The organism is Serratia sp. CY56464, from assembly GCF_052168435.1.
Lineage (GTDB): Bacteria > Pseudomonadota > Gammaproteobacteria > Enterobacterales > Enterobacteriaceae > Serratia > Serratia marcescens.
In genome coordinates, this window is sequence record NZ_JBJNMV010000005.1 from 238,034 (window position 1) to 255,342 (window position 17,309).

General features: G+C 60.4%; 18 protein-coding genes. 7 read left to right on the forward strand and 11 right to left on the reverse strand.

Going from position 1 to position 17,309, the window contains the following annotated elements; all coding sequences use genetic code 11:
• The first annotated feature begins 174 nt into the window (after nt 1-174).
• The 3 genes from ypfJ (at nt 175) to ypfH (ending at nt 3,923) form a co-directional block, all read left to right on the forward strand.
• The gene (gene ypfJ, locus ACJ8KE_RS20570) at nt 175-1,044 is read left to right on the forward strand and encodes a KPN_02809 family neutral zinc metallopeptidase (protein ID WP_048325299.1); all 870 of its coding nucleotides are present in this window, start codon (nt 175-177) and stop codon (nt 1,042-1,044) included.
• Between the two features lie 56 nt (nt 1,045-1,100).
• A complete protein-coding gene (locus ACJ8KE_RS20575; protein ID WP_097101563.1) occupies nt 1,101-3,113 on the forward strand; it encodes a tRNA(Met) cytidine acetyltransferase TmcA in 2,013 nt (670 codons plus the stop codon).
• A gap of 120 nt (nt 3,114-3,233) precedes the next feature.
• Complete coding sequence (gene ypfH / locus ACJ8KE_RS20580) at nt 3,234-3,923, forward strand: esterase (RefSeq protein ID WP_016926743.1); 690 nt, start codon at nt 3,234-3,236, stop codon at nt 3,921-3,923.
• Nucleotides 3,924-3,953: 30 nt separating this feature from the next.
• Here ypfH and ACJ8KE_RS20585 read toward each other — a convergent pair whose 3' ends face one another.
• From ACJ8KE_RS20585 to ACJ8KE_RS20605, 5 genes are all read right to left on the reverse strand, one after another.
• Complete coding sequence (locus ACJ8KE_RS20585; RefSeq protein ID WP_004941720.1) at nt 3,954-4,139, reverse strand: YpfN family protein; 186 nt, start codon at nt 4,137-4,139, stop codon at nt 3,954-3,956.
• Between the two features lie 2 nt (nt 4,140-4,141).
• Nucleotides 4,142-4,816, reverse strand: coding sequence for a M15 family metallopeptidase (locus ACJ8KE_RS20590; RefSeq protein ID WP_016926744.1), 675 nt, complete (start codon nt 4,814-4,816; stop codon nt 4,142-4,144).
• A complete protein-coding gene (dapE, locus tag ACJ8KE_RS20595; RefSeq protein ID WP_016926745.1) occupies nt 4,813-5,940 on the reverse strand; it encodes a succinyl-diaminopimelate desuccinylase in 1,128 nt (375 codons plus the stop codon). The genes ACJ8KE_RS20590 and dapE overlap by 4 nt, the downstream gene beginning before the upstream one ends.
• Complete coding sequence (locus ACJ8KE_RS20600) at nt 5,937-6,323, reverse strand: ArsC family reductase (protein WP_033634178.1); 387 nt, start codon at nt 6,321-6,323, stop codon at nt 5,937-5,939. Before ACJ8KE_RS20600 ends, dapE begins: the two co-directional genes overlap by 4 nt.
• A gap of 252 nt (nt 6,324-6,575) precedes the next feature.
• On the reverse strand, nt 6,576-7,127 hold the full coding sequence (locus tag ACJ8KE_RS20605; protein WP_097101565.1) for a LuxR C-terminal-related transcriptional regulator: 552 nt from the start codon (nt 7,125-7,127) through the stop codon (nt 6,576-6,578).
• 531 nt (nt 7,128-7,658) lie between these two features.
• Between ACJ8KE_RS20605 and ACJ8KE_RS20610 the strand changes: the two genes are divergently transcribed.
• Nucleotides 7,659-8,084 (forward strand): GNAT family N-acetyltransferase, encoded by a 426-nt coding sequence (locus ACJ8KE_RS20610; protein ID WP_004941737.1) that lies wholly within the window; start codon nt 7,659-7,661, stop codon nt 8,082-8,084.
• Nucleotides 8,085-8,091: 7 nt separating this feature from the next.
• On the opposite strand, the gene ACJ8KE_RS20615 is transcribed toward ACJ8KE_RS20610, so the two are convergent.
• Both ACJ8KE_RS20615 and ACJ8KE_RS20620 read right to left on the reverse strand, forming a co-directional pair.
• Nucleotides 8,092-8,523: a GNAT family N-acetyltransferase gene (locus ACJ8KE_RS20615; protein ID WP_004941740.1), complete on the reverse strand. Its 432-nt coding sequence runs from the start codon at nt 8,521-8,523 to the stop codon at nt 8,092-8,094.
• Nucleotides 8,524-8,532: 9 nt separating this feature from the next.
• Entirely contained in the window at nt 8,533-9,012 is a 480-nt protein-coding gene (locus tag ACJ8KE_RS20620; protein ID WP_016926749.1) for a tetratricopeptide repeat protein, read from the reverse strand.
• 216 nt (nt 9,013-9,228) lie between these two features.
• On the opposite strand from ACJ8KE_RS20620, the gene ypfM reads away from it, so the two are divergent.
• Nucleotides 9,229-9,288, forward strand: coding sequence for a protein YpfM (gene ypfM / locus ACJ8KE_RS20625; RefSeq protein WP_100396732.1), 60 nt, complete (start codon nt 9,229-9,231; stop codon nt 9,286-9,288).
• 126 nt (nt 9,289-9,414) lie between these two features.
• Here ypfM and acrD read toward each other — a convergent pair whose 3' ends face one another.
• A complete protein-coding gene (gene acrD, locus ACJ8KE_RS20630; RefSeq protein WP_016926750.1) occupies nt 9,415-12,552 on the reverse strand; it encodes a multidrug efflux RND transporter permease AcrD in 3,138 nt (1,045 codons plus the stop codon).
• A 292-nt stretch (nt 12,553-12,844) separates the two neighbouring features.
• Here acrD and ACJ8KE_RS20635 point away from each other — a divergent pair, with 292 nt between their 5' ends.
• The gene (locus ACJ8KE_RS20635) at nt 12,845-13,123 is read left to right on the forward strand and encodes a winged helix-turn-helix domain-containing protein (RefSeq protein WP_016926751.1); all 279 of its coding nucleotides are present in this window, start codon (nt 12,845-12,847) and stop codon (nt 13,121-13,123) included.
• Between the two features lie 32 nt (nt 13,124-13,155).
• Here the strand turns inward: ACJ8KE_RS20635 and ACJ8KE_RS20640 are convergent, their stop codons facing one another.
• Together ACJ8KE_RS20640 and narQ are read right to left on the reverse strand one after the other, a co-directional pair.
• Nucleotides 13,156-13,788 (reverse strand): response regulator, encoded by a 633-nt coding sequence (locus ACJ8KE_RS20640; protein ID WP_004941753.1) that lies wholly within the window; start codon nt 13,786-13,788, stop codon nt 13,156-13,158.
• A gap of 161 nt (nt 13,789-13,949) precedes the next feature.
• Nucleotides 13,950-15,626, reverse strand: coding sequence for a nitrate/nitrite two-component system sensor histidine kinase NarQ (gene narQ / locus ACJ8KE_RS20645; RefSeq protein ID WP_016926752.1), 1,677 nt, complete (start codon nt 15,624-15,626; stop codon nt 13,950-13,952).
• Between the two features lie 358 nt (nt 15,627-15,984).
• Here narQ and nudK point away from each other — a divergent pair, with 358 nt between their 5' ends.
• Nucleotides 15,985-16,560, forward strand: a complete 576-nt coding sequence (gene nudK / locus ACJ8KE_RS20650; RefSeq protein ID WP_016926753.1) for a GDP-mannose pyrophosphatase NudK — start codon at nt 15,985-15,987, stop codon at nt 16,558-16,560.
• A gap of 50 nt (nt 16,561-16,610) precedes the next feature.
• Here the strand turns inward: nudK and ACJ8KE_RS20655 are convergent.
• The coding region (locus tag ACJ8KE_RS20655; RefSeq protein WP_283440002.1) for a transketolase-like TK C-terminal-containing protein at nt 16,611-17,309 on the reverse strand (699 nt) is incomplete at its 5' end.

Here is a 17,309-nt window from a genome sequence, read left to right on the forward strand (position 1 = left end):
TCGTCCCGCTATTCTGCGTTTTTCCAGAAAATTTCTACATTTCCTCCGCGGCAGACCATTTATAATGATGGATGCGAGATGACTAAAACCTATCCCACTCAGGCTTGAAGCTGCCTTTGCGCTTACGATCGCGGCGCAACTTCAACGAGCAGGGGAAATATCTGGAGTGTATTTATGCGTTGGCAAGGGCGTCGGGAAAGTGACAATGTTGAGGATCGTCGCGGGCAGTCTTCAGGTTTGGGCGGCGGCGGCGGCGGTTTCCGCGTGCCGGTGGGCGGCAAGGGCGGCATCGTCATTCTGGTGGTGGTGCTGGTGGCCGGTTATTACGGCATCGATCTGTCGCCGCTGTTGAACGGCGGTAACGTCGCGCCGCAGGGTCAACAACAGAGCGCCAGCATCAGTCCGAAAGACGATGAGCTGGCCAAATTCACCTCGGTGGTGCTGGCTTCGACCGAGGACAACTGGAAAGAGATTTTCCAGCGCATGGGCAAAACCTATCAACCGCCGAAGCTGGTGATGTATCGCGGCGTGACGCGCACCAGCTGCGGCACCGGTCAGTCGGCGATGGGGCCGTTCTACTGCCCGGGCGACAGAACGGTGTATATCGATCTGTCTTTCTATCAGGACATGAAGACCAAACTGGGCGCCGGCGGTGATTTCGCTCAGGCCTATGTGGTGGCGCACGAAGTCGGCCACCACGTGCAGAACCTGTTGGGCATCGAGCCGAAGGTGCGCCAGATGCAGCAAGGCGCCAGCCAGGCGGAAGTGAACCGCCTGTCGGTGAAAATGGAGCTGCAGGCGGACTGCTTCGCCGGCGTGTGGGGTAAATACGCCGAGAAGCAGCAGATGCTGGAAGAGGGCGACCTGCAGGCGGCGCTGAACGCCGCGCAGGCGATTGGCGACGATCGGTTGCAGCAGCAGAGCCAGGGCCGCGTTGTGCCGGACAGCTTCACTCACGGCACCTCGCAGCAGCGCTACACCTGGTTTAAACAAGGCTTCGACAGCGGCGATCCCAATACCTGCAACACCTTTGCATCCCGTTAACGCCTCAAGTGCCGGAGCCTGACTCCGGCATTTTTTTCGGATTGAGATACAGCCTTATGTTACAGGCAGCGCAACAACTCATGCGGCGGCAGGGCATCCGGCGCCTGCTGGTGCTCAGCGGTGAACCTGACTGGTGCCGCGAACAGGCGCAGCGGCTGGCGGCGACGCTGCCGGGCGACTGGCCGTGGGTGGGGGAAAACCCGCCGCCCGGCCTGACGGCTTTGCCGAGCCGCGCGGTGCGCCAATTGCTGGGGCAGGAGCGGCTGCACGCAGTGTTCGACGCCGGTCAGTCGCTGGACGTGGAGGCGTTGGCGGCGTTGTGCGGCGCATTGCGCGCCGGCAGTTGGCTGCTGCTGTTGACGCCGCCCTGGCGGCAATGGCCTCAGTTACCGGACGGCGACAGTCTGCGCTGGAGCGATTGTCCGCAGCCGATCACCACGCCGCATTTCATTCATCATCTGCAGCAGCATCTGGCCGATGACAGCGAAGTGACGGTCTGGCGGCAGGATGAGCCCCTGACGCTGGCCGCGCTGCCGGCGCGTGAGGGGTGGCAGCCGCCGGATGGCCGCCCGACCGAGGAACAACAGGCGATCTTGACGGCGCTGCTGCAGGCCGAGTCCGGCGTGTGGGTGCTGACCGCCGCCCGTGGCCGCGGCAAATCGACGCTGGCCGGCATGCTGGTGGCGCAGTCGCCGCTGACCTGCTGGATCACCGGGCCGAGCCGCGCCGCCACTGAGGTGGCCGGGGAATGGGCGCAGGGGCGCGCGCAGTTTTGGGCGCCCGATGCCTTGCTGGCGCAGTGCCGGGAAGGCGACGTCAGTGAGGTGGGCTGGCTGCTGGTGGATGAGGCGGCGGCGATCCCCGCGCCGCTGTTGCAGCAGTTGATCGGTTATTTTCCTCGTGTGCTATTGACCACCACGGTGCAGGGCTATGAAGGCACCGGCCGCGGTTTTCTGCTGAAGTTTTGCGCCGGGCTGCCGTCCTATCAGGCGTTGAGCCTGCAACAGCCGATGCGCTGGGCGCAGGGGGATGCGCTGGAACGGATAACGGACAATGCGCTGTTGTTCAACGAGCTGCCCGCCTGGCCGGCGGACGGCCAGGCGATCGATTACAGCCAGGCGGAGCAGCGTGAACTGTGCGCCGATCCGCAGCGGCTGGCGCGTTTCTATGCTCTGCTGAGCAGCGCGCATTACCGCACCTCGCCGCTGGACTTACGCCGGCTGATGGATGCGCCAGGCATGCATTTCGGGCTGGCGCAGGCCGGACAGGAAGTGGTCGGCGCCGTGTGGCTGGCGGAAGAAGGCGGCTTGAGCGCCGAGTTGGCGCACGACGTGTGGGCCGGCCGCCGCCGGCCGCGCGGCAACCTGGTGGCGCAGTCGCTGGCGGCGCATGGCGGCCAGTGGTGGGCGCCGACGCTGCGGTCACGGCGCATTACCCGCATCGCGACGCTGCCGACGCTGCGGCGGCAGGGTATCGCGCGTCAGCTGGTCGAGCGGCAACGCTGCCAGGCGCAGGGTCTGGACTTCCTGTCGGTCAGCTTCGGCTATACCGAGCCGCTGTGGCGCTTTTGGCAATCCTGCGGTTTCGAGCTGGTGCGCATCGGCAGCAAGCCGGAGGCCAGCAGCGGCTGCTATACCGCGATGGCTATCTTGCCCCTGAGCGAGCAAGGGGAGGCGCTGCGGCATGCGGCGCACAAGCACCTGGCGCGTGACTGGCCCTGGCTGCGGCAGCGTATCGAGCTTACGCTGGCGATCCCGGGCGACGACGGCGATACGTCGCTCGGCGAAGAGGACTGGCGCGAGCTGGCCGGGTTCGCTTTCGCCCATCGGCCGCTGGAGGCCAGCCTGGGGGCATTGCAGCGTTTGCTGTTGGCCAGCAGTCTGCCGCTGTCCGCGCTGCGCGGCCATCTGCAGCGGCGGCAATCCCCGGCGGCCTGCGTGGAGCAGGCGGGCGTAAGCGGCCAGAAAGCCTTGCTGCGCTACTGGCGGCACGAAACGGCGCAGGCGCTGGAACAGCTGAATGCGCAGCACTGCCGCTACTGGCGCGACTGGGCGCAGTCGTTGCAATAAATTGAATAACTCGCTCAATAAAACCCGATTTTCCCGATTTCTCAACGGCGTATAGTCACTGTCAGCGGTGCGGCGGCGACTGTCGCCGCACCAGGTCTGGTTACAACTAAGGAGTCATCGATGAAACATGAGCATTTCGTTGTCCAAAGCCCGGCGACCCCGGCGGCGCAGCTGATCTTGCTGTTTCACGGTGTCGGCGACAACCCGGTGGCGATGGGGGAGATCGGCAGTTACTTCGCCAAAGAGTTTCCTCAGGCCCAGGTGGTGAGCATCGGTGGCCCCGAAGCGTTTGGCAACGGCGCCGGGCGCCAGTGGTTTTCGGTGCAGGACGTGACCGAAGAGAACCGCGCGGCCCGCATCGCAGCCGTGATGCCGCAGTTTGTGGCGGTGGTGCGCCATTGGCAGCAGTTGAGCGGCGTAGGCTATGCCGGCACGGCGCTGGTGGGGTTCTCGCAGGGGGCGATCATGGCGCTGGAAGCGTTAAAAGCGGAAACCCGACTGGCCGGGCGCGTGGTCGCGTTCAGCGGGCGTTTCGCCCAGTTGCCTGAGCAGGCTTTCGGCGACAGCGTGGTGCATTTGATCCACGGTGAAGAGGACGCGGTGATCGCGGTGCAGCACGCTCATGCGGCGGCGGAAGCGTTACGGGCCGGCGGCGCCGATTTCACGCTGGACGTGGAGGAAAACGTCGGGCACGCAATCAACCAGGGCATGATGAACGCCGCGCTGGAAAGGCTGCATTATTACGTGCCGCAGCGCTACTGGGACGAGGCATTGTCCGGCAAGCGCGGCGAGCTGATCGCCTTTCGCTGAAAACTCAGGGCGCCGATGAGCGCCCTGATGTCATTTCTTTTTCGGCCAGTCGTCTTCGTCATCCCACTGGGCGTTGTTGTCGCGGTGCGGCGGTATCTCCGGCTTGTTGGCCAGATAGCTTTTCACGTCGACGCGGCGCAGTTCCTTGATGCCGCTGACGACCATCCCCACCAGAACCAGCAGGATAATCCACCAGTAATCAGCTAACCATTGCATAGCTACTCCTTTCCTTCACTGCGTATAAAACGCGAAAAAATCGAGGGCAGATGGCGTTCGAGCCATTCGGCACCGGCGACCTCCTTATCATGCCAGGCCGCCAGCAACAGCGCCGGGGTCAGCAAATGTTCGGCCTCTTGCGCCAGCGGCCGGTAGCTCAGATGCCACGGCTCCACCGCCACGCCGCCGCTGTCTTCGGTAAAGGGGCGATAGAAACCGAACTCGGCCATATGCGCCGTCAGCCACTGGTTGAGTGGCGCAAAGTACCCGCCTTCTTCATATTCCCACGGCTCCAGCTGCAGCTTTTGCCCTTCCGGCAACAGCGACGGATCGTACACGTCCAAATCGCTGCCCCAGTGATGGCGGCTGGCGCCAGGCAAGGCTGACCAGCGCAGGATCGCCTCACAGCGCTCGGCGGCGGACAGCGGCGCGACGTCGATCGGTTGGCTGTCCTTATCTAATACTGGCCGCTGGCCGCAGAATTTGCCATTCCAAATCGCCAACTGACGGTCGAAATCGCGGAAGGTACTGGCGGGCTGGAGATCGAATCCCGCCTCACGCGCCGCCTGCTGCATCGCCAGGAAGGCGTTGACCGCCTGCGGCTGCAGGCGGTGGTTGCCGCTCAGCGGCGCCAGGTGTTCGGTTGAGCGGCCGGTGAGCATCTCTGCGTTGATCATGCGACCAATTGCTCCATGATGCGTTGATACATGCGGCTCAGCAGCTGCAGATCCGCGGCGTTGACACATTCGTTGACCTTGTGGATGGTGGCGTTAACCGGCCCCAGTTCCACCACCTGCGCGCCCATCTGCGCGATGAAGCGGCCGTCGGAGGTGCCGCCGGTGGTCAGCAGCTGCGGCGTCAATTCAGAATAGTGCTCGACGGCGTTGACCACCGCATCCACCAGCGCGCCGCGCGAGGTGAGGAACGGTTGACCGGACAGCCGCCATTCGATGCTGTAATTCAACTGATGGCGTTCCAGCAGCTCTTCCACGCGCTGCTTGATCATCGCGTCAGTCAGTTCGGTGCTGAACCGGAAGTTGAACTGCACGTAGAGATCGCCCGGGATCACGTTGTTGCTGCCGGTGCCGGCCTGCACGTTGGCGATCTGCATGCTGGTCGGCGGGAAGAACTCGTTGCCGCGATCCCATTCGATCGCTACCAGTTCATTCAGCGCCGGCATGGCGCGGTGCACTGGGTTGTCCGCCAAATGCGGATAGGCGACGTGCCCCTGTACGCCGTGGATATGCAGGTTGGCGGTGATGGAGCCGCGACGGCCGTTTTTCACCACGTCGCCGACGCGTTCGGTGCTGGACGGCTCGCCGACCAGGCAGTAATCCAGCCGCTCGTTGCGCGCCATCAGCGCTTCGACCACTTTAACCGTGCCGTGAGTGGCGCTGGCTTCTTCATCTGAAGTGATCAGAAATGCCAGGCGGCCCCGGTGATTCGGGTTGGCGGCGACAAAGCGCTCCGCGGCCACCACCATCGCGGCCAATGAGCCTTTCATGTCCGCCGCGCCACGGCCATACAGCATGCCGTCGCGGATCGCCGGTTCAAACGGCGGGTTTTCCCAGCGTGTTTCATCGCCGGTCGGCACCACGTCGGTGTGCCCGGCAAACGCCAGGGTTTGCCCTTCGCCGCGCCAGGCCCAGAAGTTTTGGGTGTCTTCGAAGTCCATTGCTTCGACGGTGAAGCCGATCGCCTGCAGACGGTCGATCATCAGCTGCTGGCAGCCTTCGTCATTCGGGCTGAGGGAAGGGCGCTTGATCAACTGCTGGGCCAGTTCGATAACCGGGCAAGTCATACGGCAACCTCGGCGATAAATTGTTGGTAAGCGTCGGCGTTAAAACCGAGCAGGGCGTGGCCATTGCCGTCGTCCAGCAGCGGACGTTTAATGATCGCCGGCTGCGCCAGCATCAGCGCGATGGCGGCGTCGGCATTATCACAGGCGTTGCGCTGCGCTTCATCCAGCTTGCGCCAGGTGGTGCCGCGGGTATTGAGCAGCGGCTCCCAACCCAGTTGCGCGACGAAACCGCGCAGTTGCTGTTCGGTCAGGCCGTCGGCGCGGTAGTCGTGAAAATGATAGGCCACGCCCCGATCTTCCAGCCAGCGGCGGGCTTTTTTGATGGTGTCGCAGTTTTTGATGCCGTACATCGTCAGCGTTGTTTGTTGCGGTTTGTTTGCCATGGCGTAAAGCTACCTGTCTCGTCGAGTCGATACTGAGCGGCGGGCGCGGTCTTAGGCCTTCTCGCCGCCCGGCGATAGCAGAGATAATGCCAGTAAAGCGGCGGCGAGATCCAGACAACGATGCGCGCGAGACACGATTGGGCGCCAGGGTGAGAGGTTGGCAAACTGATGAAACGGCGACCTTCGCCGGCGGTGCGCTTAAAAGACGCCGGCGAACGCGTTCTGCCGCCAATGCGGAGCGGGGAGGGAGAACTATTCTTTATTGATTCTTATGTTTAAACGCTCGGTCAAGCAACGCACGCGGGTAATATGCAACAGCGGTTTTATCCTGCTGGCGCCGAGTTTTTTCATGATTTGTGATTTGTAATGATTGGCGGTTTTATTTCTGATATTCATGGCATTGCTGATGTCGGCCAGCGATTTTCCCGTCGACCACTCCGAGAGAAAATGCGATTCGCGCTGAGAGAGTTGCGGCGGCTCGGTATAGTGACTGTAACGCTTATATAAGTCGCCGATCAGGTGGCTGAAACGGCTCAATGATATAAGGTTTGATAATATAATGGTCTTATTGTCGACAATCACCATCTCATGCAGGCAGTCGGTGATAATGATTATTTTGTAGGTATTGGGGTTGGCATATTCATCGCGGTAACACGCTTCAAAGTTGGCAATGGTGACATCGATAAAGCAGACCCTTTTGCGGCTAAAGCCGGCCGGCGCGCGTTTTTCCGCCCAGGTTTGGTTAATGAGTTGTCGGATGCCGACGGTGGTATAGGCGCACTCGCTGAAAATATCAATTTCCATTTTATTATAATCCTTTACTTTTTATTTCCCGGTGAGGATGGCTATCTTAAAACATAAAAAAAGAAATAATCTAAATAATTTCATGTTGAACTTTTCTTGCGTCGCAAACGAATGAGCGTTATCTGGGCGCCAGCTTTGAAGGGAAGGTTATATACTAGCATGATTTATAAAGAGTAAATCTTTTTTTCAACCGAATTTTTAAGCAAGGTAAGGTTAATAGAATAGACATCTTCTATTAATACCGCGGTAATTAAAAGGAATTAACATAGATTAAGACTATCAAAATTGGATAAACGATCGGTTTTGACGATCATCTAGTGGTGGTTGTTTTAGCTTAACGGATTAATAATTAAGATTTTTCTTGGTTCTGTCACGATGGGTGGCCTTATTTTGAACGTCACTAAAGTCGGCGCTGAAGTCATGAAAATATTAACGTTGAAATTGAGAGAAAGATAATTCTAAACAAAGAAACTGCGATGTTTTAAGCTGTAATCAGAGTGTGAACGTGGATGATTGATACGGAGAGCCGACGTGAAAAAATGTCATATCGAAATTTCCGAGCGGGTAACGCAGGAAATAACGTCCTGTATCGCGGAGGGATTGGATCGTTTTAATGATCAACATATCGGCTACGGCGATCGTCTGCCGCTGGCGGTGGTGGTAAGAGATCCCGACAGTGGGGAAGTTCTGGGGGGGATTACCGGACGCTCATCGTTAGGGCTGCTGTTTCTCGAGCTCTTTTATCTGCCGGAAGCGCTGCGCGGCGCGGGGTTGGGCAGCGAACTGTTGCGCCGTTTCGAGCAGGAAGGCCGCCGGCGCGGTTGCCTTTCCGCCGTGTTGTACACCATAAGCTTTCAGGCGCCGGATTTTTATCAACGGCATGGCTGGCAGCGTATGGGTGAAGTGCCTTGCTTGCCGCCGGGAACTCGCCGTATCTTTATGAGCAAAACCTTGTGATGCGCGTTTAACGCACGTAGCCTCCTTGTTGCAGGCGCTGCAGCGCAGCGCCGTCCGCATACACCATGCCGGTGGTCAAATCGTGAAAGCCGTACTTTTTATAGAAGGCCAGCTTTTCCGGCACCGAATAGATGAAAATCTTGCCGAGCGGCGCCAGATCTTGCATCACCCGATCCATCAACCTGCGCCCCAGCCCTTGTCCCTGAAAGCGCGGATCGATCGCCACGTCCGCCAGGTAGGCGACCGATGTCAGATCGCTGATGGCATGTGCAGTGGCGATCAACTCGTCGCCGATAAAACCCCAATAGCAAAACTGGCTGTGTTGGTAAACGCGCCGCAAGGTGTGCGGATCGCGCTTGCCCAGCCCGGCGGCCTCCAGCAATTCACACAGCCGCTGCCAGTCGATGGCGCGGCGGCTCGGATCGGTGATAATTTCCATCGTTTTCCTCTAACCGATAAGACTGAGATCGGCGGCATAGTGCCGAATGGCGCGTTGATAACCGCGGATGTCGGGGTCTGACGAGGTGTCCGCCAGCAGCAGCAACAGATCGGTCACGGCCCGTTTATTTTCACCCAGGTTGTACAGCGCCATGGCGCGAAACAGCATCAGCTCGTTGGCCTGCGGGAACTCGGCCAGGCCGTCGTCGAAAGCCCGTAGCGACGCCGAATATTCTCCCAGGGCGCGGTAGGTGCTGCCGAGACCCAGCCAGGCCTCGCGGCGCTGGGCGGGCGGCAAATCGCGAGCCAACGCCGCGAGGTAGCAGGGAATGGCCTGTTGCTCCAGGCCCTGTACGTCATACAGGCAGGCCAGCTGAAAGTGCAACATCGCCGCTTCCGGCTCTGCCGTCAGCTGCCTTAGCGCCAGCGCGGTCGCCTCCTGATAGCGGCCCTGCGTTTTCAACTGCGAGAGAGACAAAGAGCTGGACATGATCGACGCTCCATTGGCGTATTTTTATACCTTTTACACGCTACCGCGGAGAAATTGATATCACAAGGGAATAGCGGCACTAAACATTGATCAGATAAATACGAAAATGTGCGCTAAGCCCGGTTTCCGGGCCCGGCATCGTTCCCGTTTCCCTTCACATGGTCAAAAAACAGGCGTAGAATCCGCTTCGTCAAATAATTGAGGTTGTAAAGTATTATGGTTGATCGTGAATTAGGAAACTGGAAAGACTTCATTGATGAGATGTTGGGCAACTGACACAGCGTTGAAGCAGATGGCAAGGTTGAGTCATTGGAACGTCACTGAAACGCCTTGGGAACGAGATTTTCGTTCGAAATAAAGCAGCATCGGTAACCCGACGCTGCTTTTTTTATATCCCGCGGATCAGTCCCCGCTGGCCGGCGTATTGCCTGCCGGATGCGCTTTACCCGGGAAGCGGCGCCGTACCAGCACGAAGAACAGCGGCACGAAGAAAATCGCCAGCAGGGTGGCGGAGATCATGCCGCCCATCACCCCGGTGCCGACCGCATGCTGGCTGCCGGAACCGGCGCCGCTGCTGGTGGCCATCGGCAGCACGCCGAAGATGAACGCCAGCGAGGTCATCAGGATCGGCCGCAGGCGCATGCGGGACGCGTCGAGCGTCGCCGACATCAGATCTTGGCCTTTATGGTTCAGCTCATTGGCGAACTCGACGATCAGAATGGCGTTTTTCGCCGACAGCCCAATGATGGTCAACAGGCCAACCTGGAAATAGACGTCGTTCTCCAGACCGCGCAGCCAGGTGGCGGCGACCGCGCCGATCACCCCCAGCGGCACCACCAGCATCACCGAGAACGGTATCGACCAGCTCTCGTACAGCGCCGCCAGGCACAGGAACACCACCAGCAGCGAAATGGCGTACAGCGCCGGCGCCTGCGAGCCGGACAGCCGTTCCTGATAGGACATCGCCGTCCATTCCAGCCCGAAACCGGTCGGCAGTTGGCTGACCAGTTTTTCCATTTCCGCCATGGCGGTGCCGGTGCTGACGCCGTTGGCCGCCTCGCCGACGATCTCCAGCGCCGAGCTGCCGTTATAGCGCTCCAGCCGCGGCGAGCCGTACTCCCAGTGCGAGGTGGCGAAGGCCGAGAACGGCACCATGCCGCCCGCGCTGTTGCGCACATACCATTTATTGATGTCATCCGGCAGCATGCGGAACGGCGCCGCGGCCTGCACGTAGACTTTTTTCACCCGCCCGCGGTCGACGAAGTCGTTGACGTAGGTCGAGCCCCAGGCGGTGGAGAGGGTATTGTTGATGTCGTCGATCGATACGCCCAGCGCCTGAGCCTTGCGCTGATCGATATCGATTTGCAGCTGCGGGCTGTCGTCCAGGCCGTTGTGGCGCACGCGCGACAGCAGCGGATTTTGCCCGGCCAGCTGCAGCAATTGATCGCGCGCCGCCATCAGTTTGGCGTGGCCGAGCCCGGCGTGGTCTTCCAACTCCATGTCGAAGCCGGAGGAGTTGCCGAGACCGGTGATCGCCGGCGGGCTGCTGGCGATCACCCGGGCTTCGTTAATCTTGTTGAATGCCAGCGTGGCGCGATCGATGATGTCGAACGAGCTGTTGGCGCCCGAGGTGCGCAGGTCCCAGTCTTTCAGCCGCACGAACAGGCGTGCCACGTTTTGGCCGTTGCCGCCGGGCCCGGAGCCGATGATGGCGAACACCGACAATACGTCCTGTTTCTCTTCGGTGAGGAAGTACCGCTCGACCTTTTCCACCACTTTGGAGGTTTGCTGCAGGGTCGAGCCCGCCGGCAGTTGCACCTGCACGGTGAAGATGCCGCGGTCTTCCTGCGGCAGGAACGAGGTCGGCAGCTTGATGAACAGCAGCGCCATGCCGCCGAGCAACAGCAGATAAATCACCATGTAGCGGCCGCTGGCGTGCAGAATGCGCCCCACACCGCGCTCATAGCGTTCGGCGTTGCGGTTGAACATGCGGTTGAACCAGCCGAAGAAGCCGCGCTTGCCGTGATGGTGCCCTTTGGCGATCGGTTTGAGCAGCGTGGCGCACAGGGCCGGGGTCAGGATCATCGCCACCAGCACCGACAGCACCATGGCGGAGACGATGGTGATGGAGAACTGGCGATAGATGGCGCCGGTGGTGCCGCCGAAGAACGCCATCGGCACGAACACCGCCGACAGCACCAGGGCGATGCCGACCAGCGCGCTCTGGATCTGCCCCATGGATTTGCGCGTGGCTTCACGCGGCGGCAGGCCTTCCTCGCTCATCACGCGTTCGACGTTCTCCACCACCACGATGGCGTCGTCCACCAGCAGGCCGATCGCCAGCACCATGGCGAACATGGTGAGGGTGTTGATGCTGAAGCCGCAGGCGGAAAGGATGGCGAAGGTGCCCATCAGCACCACCGGCACGGCGATGGTGGGGATCAGCGTGGCGCGGAAGTTCTGCAGGAACAGATACATCACCAGGAACACCAGCAGGATGGCTTCCAGCAGCGTTTTCACCACGTCCTTGATCGAGGCTTTGACGAACGGGGTGGTTTCATAGGCCACTTTGGCCTCCAGCCCGTGCGGGAAGTATTGCGACAGCTCGGCGATCTTGTCCTTCACCAACTGGTCGGTTTGCAGTTCGTTGGCGCCGGAGGCCAGCTTGATGTTCATGCCCGCGGCCTGCATGCCGTTGTAGCGGCTGAGGTAGTTGTAGTTCTCGCCGCCCAGTTCGACGGTGGCGACGTTGCCCAGCGTCACCAGCGAGCCGTCCTGATTGACCCGCAAGGTGATCTGGCGGAACTGTTCCGGCGTCTGGAGCTGCGACTGGGCGTTGATGGTGGCGTTCAACGCCTGTTTATCGACCGATGGCGTGCCGCCCAACTGGCCGACCGCCACCTGGGCGTTCTGGGATTGAATGGCCTTGACCACGTCCTGGGTCGTGAGCTGGTAGCTGTTGAGCTTGTTGGGATCGAGCCAGATGCGCATGGCGTATTGCGAGCCATACACGTCCATGCTGCCGACGCCGTTGATGCGGCTGAGCGGATCCTGCAGGTTGGAGACGATGTAATCGGCGATGTCCTGCTTGTCCATGCTGTTGTCGGTGGAGACGAACGCCACCATCATCAGCGTGGTGTCGCCGGATTTCGAGACCGTGACCCCCTGATTCTGCACCGCCTGCGGCAAACGTTTGATCGCCGCCTGCAGCTGGTTTTGCACCTGCTGCATCGCCTCGTTGGGATCGGTGCCGGCTTCGAATGTCAGCGTGACGGTCGCCTGGCCGGTATTGGTGCTCTGCGACGACATATACATCATGTTGTCGAGGCCGGTCATATTTTGCTCAATGATTTGGGTGACGGTGTTTTCCAGCGTTTGCGCCGAAGCGCCTGGGTAAGTTGCGCTGATGCGCACGTTCGGCGGCGCCAAATTCGGGTATTGTTCTACCGGTAAAGAAAAAATCGCCAATGCCCCGGTCAGGCAAAGAATAATTGCCAGCACCCAGGCGAAAATCGGGCGATCAATAAAAAAATTGGCCATGCAGCGCGAACCTCGTTATGACTTGTTCTATCTTTAAAACGCATCGGAAATATGCATTTCAGCGGCAGGGAAGGATTCCGGCGCTATTGCACTTTACTCGGGATAGTCGAGGAAAGCGTGGAGAAAAAAAGGAGATAGTGTAAATAACGGTAGCGGAAAACGGCGCGGATGCACCGACGCCGATAATTGGACGCTATTAAGACATTTTTATTACTATCAAAGGCCTTGCGCATCTCTTCGCCGCAGGCAACCGAAAGTAAAAACTGGATTCACCTTACAGCAGGAGCTTGGCATGGGAATTAACCCGGTATTTGCCCGTCGGCTTTATTTATGCTGGCTGATCAGCCACAGTGAACGGCCCAATGTGCCGCGGTTGATGGCGCTGACCGGTTGGCCGCGCCGCACGTTGCAGGATGTGCTGAAGGCGCTGCCCGGCATGGGCGTCGAGCTGCAGTTCGTGCAGCAGGGCGTGCGCAACAACGACGGTTTTTATCAGTTGGAAAGCTGGGGGCCGTTCAACAAGAGCTGGGTGCATCAGCATCATCAGGCGCTGCTCGGCGCCATCGAGTAGGCGGCCCCGGCGTATTGGCCGGGGCGGGGCGATCAGTGGCTTTTGTACTCCAGGTACATCACCGTCGCCGCCACGCGAGAACGCACGTCCAGCTTGCGCAGTATGTTGCGGATGTGCACCTTCACGGTTTCTTCAGAGATATGCAACTGCGCCGCCACCTGTTTGTTGGACAGGCCGCGCGCCACCTCTTGCAAGACGTCCAGTTCGCGTTCGGTCAAGGCGGTGAAGGGATCGCGCTGCTCGCTGCGCGCCAGCAAATAGTCGGCCATGGCGTCGCTGATCACGTTTTGCCCCTCGGCGGCGGCGCTGATGTGTTCCAGCAGCTGCTCCGGTTCACTGTCTTTCAGCAGATAGCCGTCGGCGCCGGCGTCGATCAGCGCATACAGATCGCTGCGCGCGTCGGAGACCGTCAGCACGATGATGCGCGCGTCTACGCCTTCGTCGCGCAGAGCCCGCAGCGTATCCAGCCCGGACATGCCCTTCATGTTCAGATCCAACAAGATCACGTCGGGCGCGTGCTGCAGCGCCAGCGCAACCGCCTCGCTGCCGTTGCCGGCCTCCGCCACCACGCCAAATCGCGCATCCAGTCCCAGCAGTTGTTTGATGCCGCGCCGCATCAACGGATGATCGTCAACGATCATGACTCGGTATTGCTTCATCACCATGAAAAATGCTCCCTGTAGCAAGTAAAGCCACTCAAACGCGCCCGGAGGCGTGCTTCACAGTGGGACTGTCTCTTCAAAAATAGCGGCATTCTGCACCGCAAACCTCTCCGGGCGGCCTTCTGCCCGGCGGCAACCGTAACGCAGAGTGAACAGCCGCAAGGTCAGGGCGAGAATGTCAGGCAGACCGCCGTGCCGCCGCGGCTTCTGCGCCGGATGCGCAGCGTTCCTCCCAGTCGCGCCGCGCGTTCGCTCATGATGGTCAAGCCGTAATGCCCTTCCGGTTCTTCCAGACTGGCGATGCCGCAACCGTCGTCGGTAATGCTGAATACGTTGTCGCCTGCGGCGTTGACCTCGCAACACACCGCGATCTCGCTCGCTCCTGCGTGCTTGACGGCATTGAGCACCGCCTCGCGCACGATCTGCAGCGCGTGCACCTGCTGCTGGGCGTTGAGCGCCTGCGAGGGCAGCCGACAGTGTAACTGAATCCGCGCGGGGGTTAGCGCCTTTAATGGCTGCAACAGTTGCTCCAGCGCGGCATTCAGATCCGCCTCCTGAATGTTGAGGCGGAAGGTGGCCAGCAATTCTCTCAGCTGGCGATAGGCATCGGCCAGCGTGCGATCGAAATCGTCGATAATCGTCTGCGCCGCCGGATCGTCGGCGGCGCGCCGGAGCAGCGTCAACTGGATGCGCAGGAACGACAGCGTCTGCGCCAGCGAATCGTGCAGCTCGCGGGCGATGGTCCCACGCTCTTCCATCAACAGCAGATATTGGTGCTGCTTTTGCGCCCGGTTGAAGTAGACGCCGCGCCCCAGCATGTTGGCCAGGCTCTGCATCAGGTGAGGATGCGGCGGCTGCGCTTCGGGCTGCCATCGCAATTCACCCAACAGTTTATCGCCTTGGGTGATCGGCAGCGCGCTCCAGGTTTGCGCCGGCGCCGGCTCTCCTTCGTTCAGTTGCCACTGGCCATGATCGTCCGCCACGTTCAACCGGATGCAGCGCAGTCGTTCGCTTTGGCGCACGATGCGCAGCACATTCTCGAATGCCTGCTGATCGATCTGGCGCACGCTCAGCGCCTGTGAACAGCGATACAGCACCTCCAGCGTTTCGTTGGCCTGCTGCAGGCGCTGGGTTTTTTCCTGCACTTTCAGCTCCAGCGACTGATAGAGCCGGGCCAGCTCGTCCGACATGGCGCTGAAGGTTTGCGACAGCACGCCGAGCTCGTTCGGCAGCGCCACGTCCAGCTGCGGGTGGCGAAAGTCGCGCTGTTGCACGCGCTGGCTGGCGTCGACCAGGTGCTGCAGCGGCGTGACCACCTGGCGGCGCATAAAGCGGATGCAGAACAGCACCAGGCCGATGATGGCGGCGTAGCCCAGTACGCTGACGGCGGCCACCAGGGTGAGTTTCAACTCGGAATAACGCTGCAGAGCGGAAACAAAATGATCGACGCGGTTGACGTAGCCGGCGACCTCCGCCCGGTAGGCGGCGGCCTGCCCGTCGCGGATCTGCCGCTCCATCGCTTGCCATGTTCGTTGCAGCGCCAGATAGTGGTTGCGCACCTCGGCCGGGACGTAAAAGCGCGCCAGCTTTTGCAGCGCCGGCGCCTGCAAAGATTGCCGATACTGCTGCAGGTGCAGCTCCAGCTCCGGGCTCTGTCGATCGAGATCAAAGGCCAGGCGGTAGCTTTGCATGCGCAGCGAACCGGCGATGTTGATCGCCTCGGCATCGCTCTGGCTGCCGGCGACGGTCGTCAACGCCAACCCGGTGGCGAGCACCGACAGTATCACGATGCCGAACAGCGCCCTGGCCAGGCTGCCGGTCACGGAACGTTTAACAAGCAATCACGGAATCCTTTTCTCTCAGGTGAGGGCTGCGCCAGTTTCATTCGAAAGCAAAACTATAACTTTTGCAACTAAATTGCACCGCGATTTGTATCAAGTTGTCAACAAAACGGGAACAATTGTCGTCGTGTAATCAAATGAATAGCGAAATGCCCGCCGATGTTCAGCCGCCGCCCGGTTTCCACTGAGGATTTGTCTTTGCGGATGCGATTCGTCTGTCAGATTATGCGTCTGCCCACGATGTCTTTTTAATCCTGGTTTGCCCGGAGAGGCGTTGTGATTTTTGTTGCAAATCGTCTGCTGCGGCGCAGCGTAATCGCGGTATGATTTTCACGTTGCAACTCAAGGAAAAAGGGTCATGTCGTCGAAAATTGAGAATGTGAAGAAAGAGCTGTTGTCGGACAACTGGTATGTGCTGCACAAGTACACGTTCGATCTGAAACGCAAAAACGGCGGTTCGGTGCAACAGATGCGCGAGGTTTACGATCGCGGCAACGGCGCCACCATTTTGCTGTACAACCGCGCCAAGGGCACGGTGGTGCTGACCAACCAGTTCCGCATGCCGACCTACGTCAACGGCAACGAAAGCGGCATGCTGCTTGAGGCCTGCGCCGGTCTGCTGGACGCCGATTCGCCGGAGCAGTGCGCGCGCCGCGAAGCGGTGGAAGAGACCGGTTTTCAGGTGGGCGAGGTCAAGAAAATCTTCGAAGCCTACATGTCGCCGGGCGGCGTGACCGAGATCGTGCACTTCTTTATCGCCGAATACCATGACGATGAGCGGCGCGCGGCCGGCGGCGGCATTGAAGATGAAGATATCGAAGTGATCGAACTGCCGTTCAGCGACGCGGTGGCGATGATTGCCGATGGCCGCATTAAAGACGGCAAGACCATCATGCTGCTGCAGTATTTGCAGATTCATCGGGTGATGGAATAAAAAAAGCCGGTCATGATGACCGGCTTTTTTATCGGCTGGCGCCAGGCCGCTTACTTCAGCAGCGCCTGCGCCTTCGCCACCACGTTGTCCACGGTGAAGCCGAACTCGGCGAACAGCTGCTCCGCCGGCGCCGACTCACCGAAGGTGGTCATGCCCACGATGGCGCCGTTCAGCCCCACGTACTTGTACCAGTAGTCCGCGATACCCGCTTCCACCGCCACACGCGCCGTCACCGCCGCCGGCAGCACCGACTCGCGGTACGCCGCATCCTGCTTGTCGAACGCGTCGGTCGACGGCATTGACACCACCCGCACCTTGCGGCCCGCCGCGGTCAGCTTGTCCGCCGCTTCCACCGTGATGCCCACTTCAGAGCCGGTGGCGATCAGGATGACGTCCGGCGTGCCCGCGCAGTCTTTCAGCACGTAGCCGCCGCGGTACACGTTCGCCAGCTGCTCTGCGGTGCGCGGCTGCTGGGTCAGGTTCTGGCGCGAGAACACCAGGGTGGTCGGGCCGTCGTTGCGCTCGATGCCGTACTGCCACGCCACCGCCGATTCCACCTGGTCACACGGGCGCCAGGTGCTCATGTTCGGGGTCACGCGCAGGCTCGCCAGCTGCTCCACCGGCTGGTGGGTCGGGCCGTCTTCGCCCAGACCGATGGAGTCGTGGGTGTAGACGAACACGTTGCGCAGCTTCATCAGCGCCGCCATGCGCACCGCGTTGCGGGCGTATTCCACGAACATCAGGAAGGT

Excerpts from the sequence above, each read along its gene's own strand:
- acrD (WP_016926750.1), bottom strand. The coding sequence starts at position 12,552 with ATGGCCAATTTTTTTATTGATCGCCCGATTTTCGCCTGGGTGCTGGCA.
- dapE (WP_016926745.1), bottom strand. The coding sequence starts at position 5,940 with ATGACTTGCCCGGTTATCGAACTGGCCCAGCAGTTGATCAAGCGCCCT.
- ACJ8KE_RS20585 (WP_004941720.1), bottom strand. The coding sequence starts at position 4,139 with ATGCAATGGTTAGCTGATTACTGGTGGATTATCCTGCTGGTTCTGGTG.
- ACJ8KE_RS20615 (WP_004941740.1), bottom strand. The coding sequence starts at position 8,523 with ATGGAAATTATCACCGATCCGAGCCGCCGCGCCATCGACTGGCAGCGG.
- ACJ8KE_RS20605 (WP_097101565.1), bottom strand. The coding sequence starts at position 7,127 with ATGGAAATTGATATTTTCAGCGAGTGCGCCTATACCACCGTCGGCATC.
- ACJ8KE_RS20600 (WP_033634178.1), bottom strand. The coding sequence starts at position 6,323 with ATGGCAAACAAACCGCAACAAACAACGCTGACGATGTACGGCATCAAA.
- ypfH (WP_016926743.1), top strand. The coding sequence starts at position 3,234 with ATGAAACATGAGCATTTCGTTGTCCAAAGCCCGGCGACCCCGGCGGCG.
- ACJ8KE_RS20640 (WP_004941753.1), bottom strand. The coding sequence starts at position 13,788 with ATGGTGATGAAGCAATACCGAGTCATGATCGTTGACGATCATCCGTTG.
- nudK (WP_016926753.1), top strand. The coding sequence starts at position 15,985 with ATGTCGTCGAAAATTGAGAATGTGAAGAAAGAGCTGTTGTCGGACAAC.
- ACJ8KE_RS20590 (WP_016926744.1), bottom strand. The coding sequence starts at position 4,816 with ATGATCAACGCAGAGATGCTCACCGGCCGCTCAACCGAACACCTGGCG.
- ACJ8KE_RS20575 (WP_097101563.1), top strand. The coding sequence starts at position 1,101 with ATGTTACAGGCAGCGCAACAACTCATGCGGCGGCAGGGCATCCGGCGC.
- ACJ8KE_RS20635 (WP_016926751.1), top strand. The coding sequence starts at position 12,845 with ATGGGAATTAACCCGGTATTTGCCCGTCGGCTTTATTTATGCTGGCTG.
- ypfJ (WP_048325299.1), top strand. The coding sequence starts at position 175 with ATGCGTTGGCAAGGGCGTCGGGAAAGTGACAATGTTGAGGATCGTCGC.
- ACJ8KE_RS20620 (WP_016926749.1), bottom strand. The coding sequence starts at position 9,012 with ATGTCCAGCTCTTTGTCTCTCTCGCAGTTGAAAACGCAGGGCCGCTAT.